This window comes from Streptomyces sp. NPDC029014 (assembly GCF_055564695.1).
The window spans coordinates 21,153-35,896 of sequence record NZ_JBVHVT010000020.1; the positions used below are offsets into that span (position 1 = coordinate 21,153).

14 protein-coding genes are annotated in these 14,744 nt (G+C 71.9%); 8 read left to right on the top strand and 6 right to left on the bottom strand.

Going from position 1 to position 14,744, the window contains the following annotated elements; all coding sequences use genetic code 11:
- Positions 1-40 precede the first annotated feature (40 nt).
- The 3 genes from ACZ4VL_RS13430 to ACZ4VL_RS13440 are packed head-to-tail and all read left to right on the top strand — an operon-like array spanning position 41 to position 1,730.
- Positions 41-691, top strand: a complete 651-nt coding sequence (locus tag ACZ4VL_RS13430) for an RNA polymerase sigma factor (RefSeq protein WP_468199276.1) — start codon at positions 41-43, stop codon at positions 689-691.
- The gene (locus tag ACZ4VL_RS13435; RefSeq protein ID WP_468199278.1) at positions 682-1,365 is read left to right on the top strand and encodes an Asp23/Gls24 family envelope stress response protein; all 684 of its coding nucleotides are present in this window, start codon (positions 682-684) and stop codon (positions 1,363-1,365) included. Before ACZ4VL_RS13430 ends, ACZ4VL_RS13435 begins: the two co-directional genes overlap by 10 nt.
- A complete protein-coding gene (locus ACZ4VL_RS13440; RefSeq protein WP_468199280.1) occupies positions 1,362-1,730 on the top strand; it encodes a hypothetical protein in 369 nt (122 codons plus the stop codon). The genes ACZ4VL_RS13435 and ACZ4VL_RS13440 overlap by 4 nt, the downstream gene beginning before the upstream one ends.
- A 145-nt stretch (positions 1,731-1,875) precedes the next feature.
- Here ACZ4VL_RS13440 and ACZ4VL_RS13445 read toward each other — a convergent pair whose 3' ends face one another.
- Positions 1,876-2,271, bottom strand: a complete 396-nt coding sequence (locus tag ACZ4VL_RS13445; RefSeq protein WP_468199282.1) for a DUF2267 domain-containing protein — start codon at positions 2,269-2,271, stop codon at positions 1,876-1,878.
- A gap of 226 nt (positions 2,272-2,497) precedes the next feature.
- Positions 2,498-2,926, bottom strand: a complete 429-nt coding sequence (locus ACZ4VL_RS13450) for an Hsp20/alpha crystallin family protein (protein ID WP_468199284.1) — start codon at positions 2,924-2,926, stop codon at positions 2,498-2,500.
- Positions 2,927-3,091: 165 nt separating this feature from the next.
- On the opposite strand from ACZ4VL_RS13450, the gene ACZ4VL_RS13455 reads away from it, so the two are divergent.
- Entirely contained in the window at positions 3,092-3,805 is a 714-nt protein-coding gene (locus tag ACZ4VL_RS13455) for a hypothetical protein (protein ID WP_468199286.1), read from the top strand.
- A 248-nt stretch (positions 3,806-4,053) separates the two neighbouring features.
- Here the strand turns inward: ACZ4VL_RS13455 and ACZ4VL_RS13460 are convergent, their stop codons facing one another.
- Positions 4,054-6,174 carry an MMPL family transporter gene (locus ACZ4VL_RS13460; RefSeq protein WP_468199289.1) on the bottom strand — a complete coding sequence of 707 codons (2,121 nt, stop codon included), beginning with the start codon at positions 6,172-6,174 and terminating at the stop codon, positions 4,054-4,056.
- A 63-nt stretch (positions 6,175-6,237) separates the two neighbouring features.
- Here ACZ4VL_RS13460 and ACZ4VL_RS13465 point away from each other — a divergent pair, with 63 nt between their 5' ends.
- Complete coding sequence (locus ACZ4VL_RS13465; RefSeq protein WP_468199290.1) at positions 6,238-6,762, top strand: MarR family winged helix-turn-helix transcriptional regulator; 525 nt, start codon at positions 6,238-6,240, stop codon at positions 6,760-6,762.
- 306 nt (positions 6,763-7,068) lie between these two features.
- Here the strand turns inward: ACZ4VL_RS13465 and ACZ4VL_RS13470 are convergent, their stop codons facing one another.
- Complete coding sequence (locus ACZ4VL_RS13470; RefSeq protein ID WP_468199292.1) at positions 7,069-8,082, bottom strand: beta-propeller fold lactonase family protein; 1,014 nt, start codon at positions 8,080-8,082, stop codon at positions 7,069-7,071.
- 373 nt (positions 8,083-8,455) lie between these two features.
- Here ACZ4VL_RS13470 and ACZ4VL_RS13475 point away from each other — a divergent pair, with 373 nt between their 5' ends.
- A complete protein-coding gene (locus ACZ4VL_RS13475) occupies positions 8,456-9,193 on the top strand; it encodes a VOC family protein (RefSeq protein ID WP_468199294.1) in 738 nt (245 codons plus the stop codon).
- A 517-nt stretch (positions 9,194-9,710) separates the two neighbouring features.
- Here ACZ4VL_RS13475 and ACZ4VL_RS13480 read toward each other — a convergent pair.
- Entirely contained in the window at positions 9,711-10,688 is a 978-nt protein-coding gene (locus tag ACZ4VL_RS13480) for a MerR family transcriptional regulator (protein ID WP_468199296.1), read from the bottom strand.
- A 236-nt stretch (positions 10,689-10,924) separates the two neighbouring features.
- Between ACZ4VL_RS13480 and ACZ4VL_RS13485 the strand changes: the two genes are divergently transcribed.
- Positions 10,925-12,586, top strand: a complete 1,662-nt coding sequence (locus ACZ4VL_RS13485) for a carboxylesterase/lipase family protein (RefSeq protein WP_468199299.1) — start codon at positions 10,925-10,927, stop codon at positions 12,584-12,586.
- A gap of 201 nt (positions 12,587-12,787) precedes the next feature.
- Here ACZ4VL_RS13485 and ACZ4VL_RS13490 read toward each other — a convergent pair whose 3' ends face one another.
- Complete coding sequence (locus tag ACZ4VL_RS13490) at positions 12,788-13,135, bottom strand: WhiB family transcriptional regulator (protein WP_468199301.1); 348 nt, start codon at positions 13,133-13,135, stop codon at positions 12,788-12,790.
- Between the two features lie 718 nt (positions 13,136-13,853).
- Between ACZ4VL_RS13490 and ACZ4VL_RS13495 the strand changes: the two genes are divergently transcribed.
- Complete coding sequence (locus tag ACZ4VL_RS13495) at positions 13,854-14,597, top strand: dienelactone hydrolase family protein (protein WP_468199303.1); 744 nt, start codon at positions 13,854-13,856, stop codon at positions 14,595-14,597.
- Positions 14,598-14,744 lie beyond the last annotated feature (147 nt).

Genomic DNA, 14,744 nt, shown 5'->3' on the forward strand with positions numbered 1-14,744 from the left:
GAGGCGGCGCCAGACGCCTTCGGCAGGAAGCGAGCGGCGGATGCGCAACCGAACCGGCCCCTCGCCCCGGCCCGCCGCGGGCGTCCCCCCGCACCGGGTCCCGCCGCAAACCGGCGTCGGCGACGCGGCCACGGATCAGGACGAGGCCGGTGCCCTCGACGACAGCCTGCTGGCGGTGCGGGCCTCGGAGGGGGACGAAGACGCGTTCGCCGTCCTGGTCCGCCGGCACAGCAGCCGCCTGCTCGCGCTCTCCCAGCATCTGCTCGGGAGCCGCACGGATGCCGAGGACGCGGTCCAGGACGCCTTCATCAGCGCATGGAGGCGCCTGCCGGAATTCCGGCACACCGCTTCGTTCGGCACCTGGATGTACCGCATCGTGACGAACCGCTGCCTCAGCACCTTGCGCCGCCGGCCCCACCCCGTGCCCCTGGACACCGTCCCCGAACCCGCCGCCGCGGACTCGGAGAGCTCACCGCCCCATGCGGCCGAAATCGACGCTGCGACGGCCGCCCTGAGAGCAGCCCTGCAACGGCTGAGCCCCGAACTTCGGGCGTGCTGGGTGCTGCGGGAATTGCACGGCCTGCACTACGAAGAGATCGCCCACGTGATGGGCACCAGTGAACAAACGGTGCGCGGCAGGCTCTTTCGCGCACGACGCGCTCTGATGGAGGCGATGCGCCCATGGCGCTAGACGACCCGCACCCGACCTCGGACGGTGGCAGGCCCGGTGGTGGGGCCACCGCGCGCGCCGGAACACCGCTGCCCACCGAAGCAGAGCTGCTGGCGGGTGCGGAGCTCCTGCCCTGCGGGCACCCCCTGGGCCGTGCCTGGCAAGAGGCCCGCACCGCGGGCGGCACCTCCGATCCGCACAGCAGCGGCTGCCCCCACTGCCGTGAGGCCATCGAGGGGCTGACGGCCCTGGACCGGGCGACCCGGGCTCTGCGCGCCGAGGAGCAGCCCGACGGTGACAGCCTCGCCACCCGTGTCATCAACGCGGTACGGACCGAGGTACGACTGGGCTCGATGCTGCTGCTCGACGATGCCGACCACGATCTGCGCATTGCCGAGAGCGCCGCTGCGAAAGTGCTGCGCCGCGCCGCCGACACCGTCCCCGGTGTCCGCGCCGCCAGCTGCCGCATCGCCGCCTCGGAGGGCGGCCCCGCCGCGCATGTCGTCACCATAACGGTGGCAGCGACGCTCGACCGGCCGCTTCGGGGACGGGCCGAGGCGATACGGGAGGCCGTGCTGCACAGCGCCGAGCACGCTCTCGGCCTCGCTGTGACGGCCGTCAACGTGGAGATCAACGCTGTGCTGGACCCCTCCCCCATGGCGAGTGGCGGACTGTCCGGGCCGAGGGGACGATGAGCGCCTCCGACCGCGAGGCCATCCACCGGACCGCGGCCCGGGCCGCCCTCGACGTTCCCGGTGTGATCGCACTCCAGCCGGCACTTGCCGAACGGCTGGCGCTGGCAGCCTCCCATGTGTACGAAGCCGCGGCCCCAGGGACCACAGGGGCCCACGAGGGCGCTGGGGTCCGATGTGAACTCGCCCCGACCGGTGAGTGGCACTTGGAGGTACGCTGCATCGTTGACGGATACCACCGCGTCGTCGACGTCGCCCGCCGGGTCCGCGCAGACGTCAGGGCGGCCGTCGCCGCGTGCCTCACCCAACCCGACGCGGTGCCGCCCCTCACCATCAGGGTCGTGGTGAGCGTCACCCGCACCGTATAGCCCGCCGCAGGTGGCGAGGTCCTTCACGAAGCCCCAGGCGGTGAGGGTGAGCCGTTGGCCGAGGATGCGGCGTGGGCCGCTCGCCGGGGCGGGGGACGGCCCCGGCGGGGGAACTGGTCGGGGGAGGGAGGGGTCGGGCGGCGGGTCAGTCGGGGCCGGGGCGGCCGAAGAGGAGGTCGTAGCCGGGTGGGAGTTGAAGGAGGAGCCGGTGGAGGAGGTCGTCGTCGAGGGCGTCGGCGACGACGCTCAGGACAGCACTGACGTCCCAGGCCGCAGTGGCTTCGGTCGCACCCTCGATCCAGGCGGCGGTCGCGCGGACGAAGCGCTGCGGATCCAGCGGCTCGTGTGCCTGGAGGGGGTTGAGCAGGATCAGCGCGTACGTGTCCGGGAGGCGGGCGGCCACTTCCGCGCGGTCCTCGCCGACGAGATGGGCCCCGAGGAGGGCGAGGACGACGCGGGCGGCACGGTCGGCCTCCTCGCGGGAGGCGTACTCGCCACGCTCTTGTACGTGCTCGATGAAGGCGTCCCAGCGCAAGGTCATGACCGATGCTCCTCGATGGCGCGTTCGCGGTGACGGCGCCGGTTCGGACGGGAGAAAGGGAGCAGTCCCCCGTCCGGACCGTGAGCTGCAGGGGGTGGTGCCGGGCGGGGCCGTCGCAACCCGGACCGGCGTGCCGCAACCGGGCGCGCCGGGCGGCACGGCCGTCACGGGCGGACGGGCGCCGGACGGCTCGTGCGCTCTTCGGCCGGGTCGGCGGCCGGGAGGTTCAGCTCCTCAGCTGCTTGACGCTGCCGTCACCGATGGCGACCTTGCGCGGCTTCGCGCGCTCGGCGATGGGGATCCGCAGGGTCAGCACGCCCGCTTCGTAGTCCGCCGTGATGTGCTCGGTGTCGAGGGTGTCGGCCAGTACGACCTGCCGCGAGAACACCCCGAGCGGCCGCTCCGAGAGCTCCATCCGGGCCTGGTCCGACTTCGCGACCGGTCGGCGTTCGGCCTTGACCGTGAGCATGTTCCGCTCGACGTCGATGTCGATCGCTTCCTTGGCCACGCCCGGGACGTCGAAGGCGATCACATAGGCGGCGCCGTCGCGGTAGGCGTCCATCGGCATCACGGACGGCTTGGACCAGGTGCCCGGGCCCGTCAGCTGCTGGGTGAGGCGGTCGAGCTCACGGAAGGGGTCGGTGCGCATCAGCATGGGAACCTCCTGAGGTGTCTGCATGGGGTGCCAGTGCGCTTCAGGTACCTCCGTTGTAGCATGTCGTCTAAACGATGACAATCGTGTCCGGCATCCAACGGATGACATTTCGACGAGGGTGACCGCGCACCGGTCCCGGCAACAGCCCTGTGGAGGTGAGGCTCCGTGCCCGCTGCTTCTTCGCCCGATCCCCGGCCGGCCGGTTCGCCGGCGTCCTTCCTGGCGGCCGCGGCCGCCCTGACCGCCATCGAGCGGGAACTCGGCGACGCCCACGCCCCGGCCGGCAACGCGCCGAACGATCCGCGGGAGGCCCTGGCCGCTCTGCTGCTCCTGCGCGAGGTCCGTGAGCAGCTCGCCGGCTGGGAGAGCGGGCTGATCGAGACCGCCCGTGCAGCCGGCGCCAGCTGGGCCGACCTCGCCGCTCCGCTCGGCGTGGCCAGCCGCCAAGCGGCCGAACGCCGCTACCTGCGGCTGCGCCCCGGTCCCGAAGGCAGCACCGGCGAACAGCGCGTCCAGGCCACCCGCGACGGGCGCGCCGCCCAACGCGCAGTGGACACGTGGGCCCGGGACCACGCCGCCGACCTGCGCCAACTCGCCGGCCAGGTCAGCGCACTCGCCCCGCTCGACGCCCCCGGACGCGCCTACCTGGGCCAGGTCCACGCCGCCCTCGCCGGCAGCGACCCCGCCGACCTGGTGGATCCGCTGACCGCCGCCGAACCGCACGTACGCCCCGACGACCCCACTCTCGCGGACCGTATCGCCGCTCTCCTCCACGAGACCGACCGCCTCCGCCACACCAGCGACCAACAACGCCGCACGGGCACGGGACAGCCCGGCAACGCGCCACACGCTCAGCGGCCGGCGGACCCCGGGACCTGACGCCGCAGCCAGGACGCAGCCGGTCCCCTTGGCCGCCCCGACGAGGGTCACCACACCTCCCGCCATCCGCAGGCCCACCCGACATGCCGCTGCCGACCAGCGCGGCCACGGAGGGCGCTTCCGCCTCGGGCCGCTGGCCTCGTCGATACCACGACGCCCCGAGGAACAAGGTCGTCGGCGAGGGGGTCAGTACCGGGGGCGGGGGCCGCGTCCGGTTCCCGGTACGGCAGCCTCCTGCGCGGGTGCGGTCAGCCGGGCGGCCGGCCGGGCCGAGCGGTTTCCTGCTCGGTCCGGCCCGGCCACCAGAACCGATTGCCGGTCAGCAGGACGAGGGCGGGCACGAGGACCGTGCGTACGAGCAGGGTGTCCAGGAGGACTCCGATTCCCACGATGATGCCGATCTGGGTCAGCGTGATCAGAGGTAGGACGCCGAGGACCGCGAAGACGGCGGCCAGCAGGATTCCGGCGCTGGTGATCACTCCGCCGGTGACCGACAAGGAGCGCAGGATCGCGGTGCGGGTGGGGTGTCCGGCGAGGGTCTCCTCGCGGGCCCGGGCGATGAGGAAGATGTTGTAATCCACGCCCAGGGCGACGAGGAAGAGGAAGGACAGGAGCGGGACGGTGGTGTCCAGGGCCGGGAAGTCGTAGACGGTGCGGAAGATGATCCAGCTCGCTCCGAGGGCGGCGAAGTAGGAGGCGATGACGGTCGCCACCAGGAGCAGGGGAGCCACCAGGGAGCGCAGCAGCGCGATGAGCACCATGCAGACGATGGCCAGGACCAGAGGGACCACGAGGCGGGTGTCGTGCTCGGTGGCCTGCTCGACGTCGTAGTTCTCCGCCGTGGTGCCGCCGACCAGGGCCCTGGCCCCGGGAATCCGGGCGAGGTCGGAGCGCAGGCGGCCGATGGCCGCGTCCGAGGCGTCGGTGCCGGGTCCCGCGGCCAGTACGGCGGTGGCACGGGCATGGGCGGCCGTGCGGTCCCCTGCGGTCACCGATGCGACGCCGGGGGTGTGCCGGGCCGCGGCGAGGACCTCGTCCGCGGCGGCAGGGGTGGAGATGAGGGTGAGGGGTTCGCCCGCGCCGGCGGGCTGGACCGTTGCCAGGGCGCGCTGGCCGAGGACGGCTTCCGGCGTCTCGCGGAAGGAATCGCTCCGGGCGAGGCCGGTGTGCAGGTCCAGCGCCCCGCACGAGAGGAGGACGAGCAAGGCGGCGCCGGCGAGGGCGACCTGTGCGGGGCGTCCGGCGACGGCGGTTCCGATGCGTGCCCACACTCCCCGCCGGTCCACCGCGGGGGCCTGACCGGCTTTGGGGATCAGGGGCCAGAAGAGCCATCGGCCCGGCAGGACGAGGGCGGCGGGCAGGACGACCAGCGCGAACCCCATGGCGACGAGGATGCCGATGGCACCGGCGAATCCAAGGCCCCGGTTGCCGGTCAGTTCCGCGGCAAGGAGGGTCAGCAGGCTCAGTACGACGGTGGTGCCGCTGGCCACGACGGAGGGGGCGGTGCCGCGCCAGGCGCGGGCCATGGCGGTGAACCGGTTCTCGGTCAGGTGGAGTTCGTCGCGGTAGCGGGAGACCAGCAGCAAGGCGTAGTCGGTGCCGGCACCGAAGACGAGAACGGACAGGATGCCGGCGGACGATGCGCTGACCTCGATACCGGCGTGCGGAGCGAGGGCCCCTACGAGAACGGCTGCGACCTGGTCTCCCGTGGCCACGACGGCCAGCGGCACCAGCCACAGCACGGGGCTGCGGTAGGTGATCAGCAGAAGCAGCCCGACGACGGAGGCGGTGGCGATGAGCAGGGTGGTGTCGGCGCCCTTGAACACTGCGGCGATGTCGGCGCGGAAGGCCGGGCCGCCGGTCACCTGTGCCCGCAGCGGCCGGGCGATGCCGTCGGCCGCTGTCCGCCGGATCTTCTCGATCGCTGCGGTGTTCCGCTCCTCACCGGCGTCGGCGGGCAGCAGGACGGCAACCGTGGCCACCTTGTCCTTCAGGACCACGGGCCGGGCCGCCTCAGGGGCGAGCCCGAGGGCGCCGAGCGGCTGTGCGCGCCGGGTGATCTGTTCGAGCTGCGCATCCGTGAGGGGACTGCCGTCGGCGTTGTCGTAGACGACGACGGCCGGTGCGACGGATCCGGAAGGGAAGGTCTTGACGATTTCGGCGACTTGCGCGGACTGCGACGCGGCCGGGAGACCCCCGTCCCCTGAGTCGGTGGTGGCAGCGCCGGAGGGCCCCGACGAGAAGGCGGCCGCCAGGCCGATCAGGGTCAGCAGCAGAACCAGCCAGGCCAGGCGTTCGGGCCGGCGCGGGCCGGTCCCGGAAACATCGGCCGGACCGGGCTGCAGACGGCCCGGAATTGTTCTGGACACGGAGCGCACCCTCACTGGGTAGTTAAGTCACTTAGCGACTTTTACCGTGTCAGACTTGAGGCCATGACGCAACCAGACCCCTTCGACGCACACGTTCCGGCGCATGAGGGCCCGTCCGGATCTTCCGGCGGGGCGCCCGAATCGGACGAGCTGTCGAGGGCTCTGCGTGAGGTGCTGACCTTGACCCAGCTGGCGCGGGCCGCCCTCGCCGAGCGGCTGGACATGCCGTTGACGCAGGTGGAAGCCGTGGAACACGTGATCATGGCCAGGAACGCCGGTGCACCGATCGGCCCGGCCGAGCTCTCACGGCGGCTCGGGATCACCACGGCCGCCGGCACCCAGTCGGTCAACCGGCTGGTCACGGAGGGGCACCTGAGCCGATCACCGCACCCGCACGACGGCCGCCGCCAGGTCCTCGACGTCACCGGGACGGGGTTCCGCCACGTCATGGGCGAACTCGCCCCGCTGCTGGGCACGCTCTTCCATGCCTCGGAGGGTCTGACCGAGGCCGAGCGGGCGGGGGCACTCAGATACCTCGAGAACCTCGCACGGGCCTACCACTCCTACCTCGACGCCCAAGCGCCGTAGGGATGACGGCTTCGAGCCCCCAAGCCGTGTTTCCTGCAGGCAGGGCAGGCGGGGTTGCACGAAGGCGCGGACGGTCCGGCTACGGAGCGGGGGGTGAAGTCGACATCCGTACCACCACAACCGGCTGCGATGTCCAGCAGCCGGTCCCGCTCCGCGCCGTACTGGCACAGCGCATCAGGCACCGGCGGCAGAGCCACTGGGACGGTCCTGGTCCTCCTTGCTCCTGTCCGAGCGGGCGTCACCGCCGCCAGCGAGGACGGCTGGCCAGGCCGTTCACGTCCGGTTGCGGTTAAGGACGGGGCCTGTTCACGGTCGCTTCTTTCCGCCGGTGTTCAGGACGGCGACGCCGACCGGTCCGTCACCGGCCGGGAAGGTGTCGATGACGTCGTTGGTCGCGGTGTTGATCGCCGACACCGTGTCCGAGGCGGAGTTGGTCACGTAGGCGCGGGCGCGGGCGGGGTCCACCGCCACCCTCGCCGGCTCGTCGCCGACGCGGAGGCTGTCGACGACGACGTTGGTCTCGGTGTTGATGACCGCGACCGTGTCGGCTTCGAAGTTGACCACATAGGCACGGTCACGACCCGGATCGACCGCCACCCCGGTCGGGCCGGCGCCGACCGTCACGGTCGTGACGACCGTGTTGGTGTCGGTGTTGATCACCGACACCGAGTTGTCCTGCTGGTTCACCACGTAGGCGCGGGCGCGGGGCGAGTCCACCGCCACGTCGAACGGGCCGTCGCCCACGGGGACAGTGGTGACGACTGCGTTGGTGTCGGTGTTGATCACCGAGACGGTGTCGTCCTCGCGGTCGGCCACGTAGGCGCGGGCGCGGGCCGGGTCCACCTCCACGCCGAACGGGGAGTCGCCGACGGTAACCGTGGCGACGACGGCGTTGGTGTCGGTGTTGATCACCGACACCGAGTCGTCGGCTGCGTTGGTCACATAGGCGCGGCCATGACGCGGGTCCACCGCGACCTGCTGCGGCGCGTTGCCGACGGTGATCGTGGTCAGCACCGTGTTGTTGTTGGTGTTGATCACGGTGACCGTGTCGTCCTCGCGGTTGACCACGTAGGCGCGGGCACGGCCCGCATCCACCGCCACGTCTGTCGGGGTGTCACCGACGGGGATGGTGGCGATCACCGCGTTGGTGGAGGCGTTGAGCACCGTCACCGTGTCGACCTCGAAGTTGGTCACGTAGAGACGGCTGACCGTCGAAGGCTTGGGGTGGGCTGCTGCCGCCTGGGGGGTGACTCCTGGCAGCAGCGCGGTGGACGCCGCCGCCAAGAGCGCCGCCAGCCACGCGCGTCGGCCGTGCCCCATCGGGGCCTGTCTGCCTTCCGCACGCCTGGCCGGTGCGTACTCATGGTCCTTCGGGGTGGGGGGCAATGTCTCTCCTACGCTGTCGGGAACGGATCTGGTCGGCCTCGGGCGGCCGGCCGTCGCCAGCATCCTCAGCCCCGGCGGTATCCATGCCGGGACAGGCGTGGCCGAGCGGGTGGCAAGCTCCGCTGAATCGGCCCTGCACCCGCCGCCCGGCGGCTCCGCGAGTCCCGGCTCCCCCTCGCCGCAGGCCCCGTCGACCGGGTGGAGCAGCCGTCCCCGATCGGGATGCGGTGGCCGTGTTGGGCATCGCTGCCCGCATCACTCGTCCGGTCCCGGCGGGCCGGGCTGCGGCAGCTCTTAGGATCTGGGCATGGCAACAAGACTCGTGCAGATCAACATGAAGGCCCAGGACGACTCCGCGCTCGGCCGGTTCTGGGCGGAAGCACTCGGATGGGGTGTCGACAGCGAGGGACCCGGAGCTACCAACCTCGAACCCGTGGGTTTCACGTACCCCGATCCCACGGCCGTCTGCATCGACCTCATCGCCCGCCCGGAACCCAAGACGGTGAAGAACCGGGTGCACCTCGATCTGGCCACCACCTCGCTCGCCCATCAGGCGGAGTTGGTCGAGCGTCTGAAGGACCTCGGCGCGACGCTCGCCGACGTGGGTCAGGGCGACGTCCCCTGGACGGTCATGGCCGACCCGGAGGGCAACGAGTTCTGCGTCCTGGAGCCCCGCCCGATCTACCAGGACACCGGGCCGATCGCCGCGGTGGTGGTCGACTGCACCGACCCACGAGGGATGGCCCGGTTCTGGGGAGAGGCGATGGACTGGACGCTGCACGAGGTCACCGACGACCACGCGACCATGCGCTCCGCCAAAGGCGTCGGCCCCTACCTCGAGTTCCTCCGCACCCCCGACACCAAGAGCGTGTGGAACCGCGTCCACCTCGACGTCTGCCCCTACCCCGGTGACGACCTGGAAGCAGAAGCAGCTCGACTGCGCGCCTTGGGCGCCACCGACCCTGGTATCGACCAGTCCGCAATCCACTGGACGGTTTTGACCGACCCGGAAGACAACGAGTTCTGCCTCCTGACTCCTCGCTGACCCTGAGCAGCGGCTCCGGCCCGGCGAAGACCGCTCGGCCTCAGCGCATGCTGCCAGAGACGGGGTCATCGGAGGCCAGGAAGGCCACGAGCGTGCCGTAGCCGTCGGCGGTGCCCGTACGGCCCCGGCGCCTGCGGCGGCCTACGCGCCGGCTTTCGTTCGCAGCCGTGGAAACTCCGGGGTCGTTGAAAGCCATGTCAACCGGATCAAGATGGTGAAGCGTCAGATGTTCGGCCGAGCAGGCTTCGCACTGCTCCGAAGCGCGTGCTGCTCTACTCCTGAGCTTGCGCTTGACCTTCGGCGTCCGGCGAAGGTGCTTCGTGATCGGCGGCGAGGGTGACGTGGGCGGTCCATGACCAGGGCTCCTGGGGCGGATCCCAGCTCACCTCGACGTCGGTGTCGTGGAAGTCGCGCGGTGCGGGGCGCGGGCGGCGGCGCCGGTGCGCGTCCGGAGCAGGCCCGGGAGCGAGACCACGGTGATCGGACCGCGGGCCGGCCGGGCGCGGGGGCGGTGGAATCACCACGGCGCCCCACGGACCCTACGGCGTATCACCACCCCCCACTGAGACGGCGGAGTGCCGGGGGCGGTGCCAGTGATCGAGAGCGACAGGCCGTCAGTCAGCCACCGGTGAGCCACCGTCATGTTCAGGACGCGGCCACCCGTGGCGGTGCCGACCCGGGACCAGTACCGCTCCAGGCGGGGGTCGAAACCCGACGACCGCGACACCAGCCCGTGCAGGTAGGCGCGGAAGGCAGGGGTGTCCAGCTCCCGGCGGGCTCGGGCGTGGGCCGACACGAACGCGTCCACCGCGGGCCCCGCCCCGGGCGGCAGCCCCTGGGCGAGGGCGGCGGCCGTCAGGGCCGCGGCTTCGTCGATCTCCGCGTAGAAGGCCGGGCCGTCCCTCATCTCCTCTTCGTGGTCCTGGGTCCAGCGGGTGAAGCTGGGCGTGGCGATGAGCAGGTGCAGTTCGGCGTAGGCCAGGGCCATGGCGGGGACGGGGTCCTGTGGCGGGTCGGGGGCCAACATGGCGATCATGATGTCGAGTCGGCGTTCGGGCATGGCCGCGGACAGCTGCCGGTACCAGTGGTCGGTGAGCGTGCGCTGCGCCTCCGGAAGCCTCTGCACGCGCGAGAGTATCTCCAGTCGCCGGAGCCGCTCCTCCCCCGCGCAGTCGTCCAGGGCCTTGAGCGTGGCCTCGCGCCACCGCAGTTCGGTCAGGCGTTCCTGTACTGCTCCGAGCTCGGACGACACCAGTTCGTCGAGCGTGCGCTCGCCCGTGACCACCTGGGTGATGGTCGCGATGGGGGTGTCCAGCGCCCGCAGGCGTCTGATGAGTTGGATCCGCTCCCACGCCTCGGGGCCGTAGCGCCGGTGGCCACCGCTGCTACGGGCGGCCACGGGCAGCAGACCACTGTCGGAGTAGTAGCGGATCGTCTTGACGGGAAGACCCGCTCTGGTCGCGAGCTCACCGATGCTCCACGTGTCTTGCGTCACAGCTCTTGAACCTCCAGTGCGCGGGAGGTTCTAGCGTATGGATCACCGACGGCATCGGTCTGCACCGATGTCGCAGCTCAGACCATGTGCGCGGCCGGCTGACCTGGTGTGCCCGCGTGCGACCGCGTACGGCCGGGTGCGGCCTCGTCCCCGTGCCGTCCCCGACCCGAGAATGGTGGGTGTGCATGTCCCCGACCACGAAAGCACCGCGTCCCGGCCGCAGAGCCGCAGTTCGCGTGTTGCTCCTTCCCTTGCTGTGCACGGCGGCGCTGCTCACGGCCACCACCACACCTGCCGGCGCACGCCCCGGCGCCCCTGACGCCGCGGGGCGGGGCGGGAACGTCGTCCGTACCGAACAGGGCCTGGTACGCGGTGTCTCCCACGGCACGTACACCACCTTCGGTGGGCTTCCCTACGCCGCGCCCCCGACCGGGCCGCTGCGCTGGCAGGCTCCCGTGCCCGCCGCGGACTGGCAGGGCGTCCGCGACGCGACGAAGCCGGCCCCGCGCTGTGTGCAGATGCCGACACCGGGTACGGGCGGGGATGCGCCCACGGGTGCGGGCGCTGTCGTCGGCTCGGAGGACTGCCTCTACCTGAACGTGACGGTGCCCGCGGCGAAGCCGGCCGGGAAGAAGCGGCCCGTGCTGGTGTGGATGCACGGCGGCGCGTTCCTGGGCGGTTCCGGCAGCGACTACGGCGCGGAACGCCTGGCGGTTCAGGGTGACGCCGTGATCGTCACGGTCAACTACCGGCTGGGGATCTTCGGCTACTTCGGGCACGCCGGGCTGGGCGCCGCCCCGCCGTTCGGCCTGGCCGACCAGCAGGCCGCCCTGCGCTGGGTGCGGGCCAACGCCGAGCGTTTCGGCGGCGATCCGGGCAAGGTCACGCTGTTCGGCGAGTCCGCGGGCGCCCTCGGTATCTGTGCGCACCTCACCTCGCCGACGGCCGCGGGGCTCTTCCAGCGCGCCGTCCTCCAGAGCGGTTCCTGCCTCACCTCCTTCCCGCGCGGCGCGCTCGCGCCGGGAACGCCGACGTACGAGCCGTTCGCCTCACAGAGCGACGTCCAGGCGGCCGGCGCGGAAGCCGCCCGACAACTGGGGTGCACGGAGGGTGGCGGGAGCCAGGTGCTCGCATGCCTGCGCGAGCAGGGCACCGAACGTCTCGCCACCGCACAACTGATGCAGTCCTTCAACCGGCCCGCCTACGGCAACGGGCTGCTGCCGCACGCACCGGACGAGGCGTTGGCGTCGGGACGCTTCCACCGCGTGCCGGTCGTGCTGGGCACCAACCACGATGAGATGCGGATGTTCGTGGGCCTGTCGCTCGCCGCGTTCCCCATCCGCACCGAGAGCGACTACCGCGCCCGTCTGGCGGACGCCTTCGGGTCCGCGGCCGCGGCAGTCGAGGCGCGGTACCCGGCAGCACGGCACGGCTCCCCCGCGCTGGCCTGGGCGGCGGCGCTGACCGACCGGTCCTTCACGTGCACCACGCTGGCAGCCGGCCGCGCCGTCGCAGCCCACGCCCCGGACCTGCCGCTCTACGCCTACGAGTTCAACGTCCCGGACGCTCCCGTACTCGCCGGCCTGCCCGCGAACCCGGGCTTCCCCTACGGCGCGGCGCACGGCTTCGAGATGCCGTTCCTCTTCCCCTCCCTCCCCACCGAACGACCGCTGACCGGCGAAGAGTCCGCGCTGTCGGACCGGATGGTGGGCTACTGGACGAACTTCGCGCGCACCGGCAACCCGAACACCGCCGATGCACCGCGCTGGCCCAGGCTCCGCCCGTCGTCATCTCTCGGGCCGTCGGTGCAGTCGCTGGCTACGGGACCGGGCGGGATCCGCCCCGTCGACGCGTACGCCGCACACGAATGCTCCTTGTGGGACCGTCTGGCCAAGTGAGCCGCCCGGCCGGGTGAGCCCGCCCTGGGCGTACCCGGCTCGGTACGCTCATGGGCCGGGCGAGGCCCTCCCCGGCCCCTTCGGGTGGGCCGGCGGGAGGGCGGCGGTCCGGGCCGCGGCCCGGCCACGGCGTCGGCAAGAGGATCGCGTGGGCGTTTCGGGCGCGCGGCGCCCTACACGGTGGGCGGCGGCCTGGCGGCATCACCCTTCGGTGCCGTCGAGGCACGCCCTGGTCTGCTGATCGTGCTTGGCGCGGGCCCTCTCGAAGAGACGCCGCCACGACGTCACCAGAGGCCGGCGTCGCAGGAGCGCCCGTCGCTCCCTCTCGGTCATGCCACCCCAGACTCCGTACGCGATCCGATCGTCCAGGGCTTGTGCAAGGCACTCGAGCCTCACCGGGCAATCGGCGCACACGGCCTTGGCCATGTGCTGAGCCGCCCCATCCACGAACAAGTCGTCCGCATCCGCATTGCGGCACGCCGCCTGCTCCAGCCACACCCCAGCGTCGATACTCATCCGGCCGCTGTCCTTCCACTTGTCCCCGCTCATGCTGTTCGACCTGTACACGTGGGAAACGGCGTGATCGTTCAGTGGCCGTCTCGCGGTCGCGGGGTGTCGATCGCGGTGCGCGGCTTCGGCGGTACGCGGGACGGTGACGGATCGGCCCCCAGTCGACCGCCTCGCAGCGACGACCGTCCGTGCCGGAGCAGCCGGACACGCCCCATGGCGGTCAGCCAACCGGTCGCGTCGACGGGGCGCTCGTCCCTTGCGTCTGCGGGTGCTCGCCGACTGGCTTGCGTGACGCCGCTCGCGAGCTGCCCCAGGACGTCCACAATTCCCTGGCCGACCGGCGGTGGGTGCGGAGAGGGCACGAGGACCGGGGGTCGGTCTCCTCGTGGTCACGGCCTTGGCCGTTGCCGTGATCGCCGCCTGCGGCCGGACCTGCCGTCGGCCTCGGTGGTCCCGACGCCCGTGTCGGTGGGGTGGCCCCACCGACGGCGGCGTGGCGGCTACTCGCCGGCGTTGACGAGCGGATGGCCACACGCGGAGCTCTCGGCGGCCGCAGAGCCTCCGGGGCGGAGGGTCTCCGGCAGGAAACCGTTTGGCGGACCACTGCGACCCTGCTACGTTTCCGGAGGCCGTGCAAGAGAACGAGGAGGTGGTACCCGTGAACGCAGTATCGACATGGGTGCTCCCCTCCGGGGTCACGGTCGGGCGGTAGGTCGTCCGGGAGCGCCGTTCAAGCGCATTCCCGAAAGGCACGACCATGCACTTCACTTCCGAACGGCGTCTCGACGACGGTGTCCTCGAGCGCGCTTTCACGCTCGGTGAGATCCCCGGCATCCTGTGGACTCCCGCGTCCGACTCCGTATCCGACTCCGCGTCGGCGCCGCTGATCCTGCTGGGGCACCCCGGCGGACTCGACAGGATGTACCCCCGGCTGGCGGCGCGCGCACGGCACTCCGCGGCGGAGGGCTTCGCCGCGGCCACCATCGAGCTCCCCGGGAGCGGTGAACGGCCCCGTTGGGCCGCCGCCGAGCGGGCCCGCGCCGACCTGCGCCGGGCGCTGGAGGCCGGCGAGCGGGTCGGCGACGAGATCATCGACGCGCTCGTTCTCCCGCTCGTCGAAAAGGCGGTCCCGGAATGGCAGGCCGCCCTGGACGCCCTCCTTTCGCTGCCCGAGATCGGCGGCCCCGTCGGGTACTCGGGGGGAATCATCTCCATCGGGACCCGGCTGGCGGTGGTCGAGCCGCGCATCTCGGCCGCCGTTCTGTTCGCCGGGAGTTTCGTACCCCGGGCCATGTTCGAGGAGGCCCGCAGGGTCACGATTCCGCTGCACGTCCTGCTGCAGTGGGACGACGAAGGGAACGACCGGCAGGCGGCCCTGGACCTGTTCGACGCTTTCGGTTCCGGGGAGAAGACCTTGCACGCCAATCTCGGCGGGCACACCGGTGTCCCGCAGTTCGCTGGGGACGCCGCGGCCCAGTTCCTCACCCGCCACCTGAAGTGAACCCCGGCTTTCAGACCACCAGCAGACGGTGAGCCCTCTGCTGTTCGTGGCGTGGGCCCCTGCCGGATCGGAGGGGCCCACGCTGCCCGAAGCCGTTGTGCCGTACGCCGCCGCTGCGGTCTGCCGACCGCCTGCGGCGGGGTGAGG

Bases quoted from the DNA above. Each gene is read 5' to 3' on its own strand.
- ACZ4VL_RS13430 (WP_468199276.1), top strand. From the start codon at position 41: ATGCGCAACCGAACCGGCCCCTCGCCCCGGCCCGCCGCGGGCGTCCCC.
- ACZ4VL_RS13435 (WP_468199278.1), top strand. From the start codon at position 682: ATGGCGCTAGACGACCCGCACCCGACCTCGGACGGTGGCAGGCCCGGT.
- ACZ4VL_RS13440 (WP_468199280.1), top strand. From the start codon at position 1,362: ATGAGCGCCTCCGACCGCGAGGCCATCCACCGGACCGCGGCCCGGGCC.
- ACZ4VL_RS13445 (WP_468199282.1), bottom strand. From the start codon at position 2,271: ATGACCTTGCGCTGGGACGCCTTCATCGAGCACGTACAAGAGCGTGGC.
- ACZ4VL_RS13450 (WP_468199284.1), bottom strand. From the start codon at position 2,926: ATGCTGATGCGCACCGACCCCTTCCGTGAGCTCGACCGCCTCACCCAG.
- ACZ4VL_RS13465 (WP_468199290.1), top strand. From the start codon at position 6,238: ATGACGCAACCAGACCCCTTCGACGCACACGTTCCGGCGCATGAGGGC.
- ACZ4VL_RS13470 (WP_468199292.1), bottom strand. From the start codon at position 8,082: ATGGGGCACGGCCGACGCGCGTGGCTGGCGGCGCTCTTGGCGGCGGCG.
- ACZ4VL_RS13475 (WP_468199294.1), top strand. From the start codon at position 8,456: ATGGCAACAAGACTCGTGCAGATCAACATGAAGGCCCAGGACGACTCC.
- ACZ4VL_RS13490 (WP_468199301.1), bottom strand. From the start codon at position 13,135: ATGAGCGGGGACAAGTGGAAGGACAGCGGCCGGATGAGTATCGACGCT.
- ACZ4VL_RS13495 (WP_468199303.1), top strand. From the start codon at position 13,854: ATGCACTTCACTTCCGAACGGCGTCTCGACGACGGTGTCCTCGAGCGC.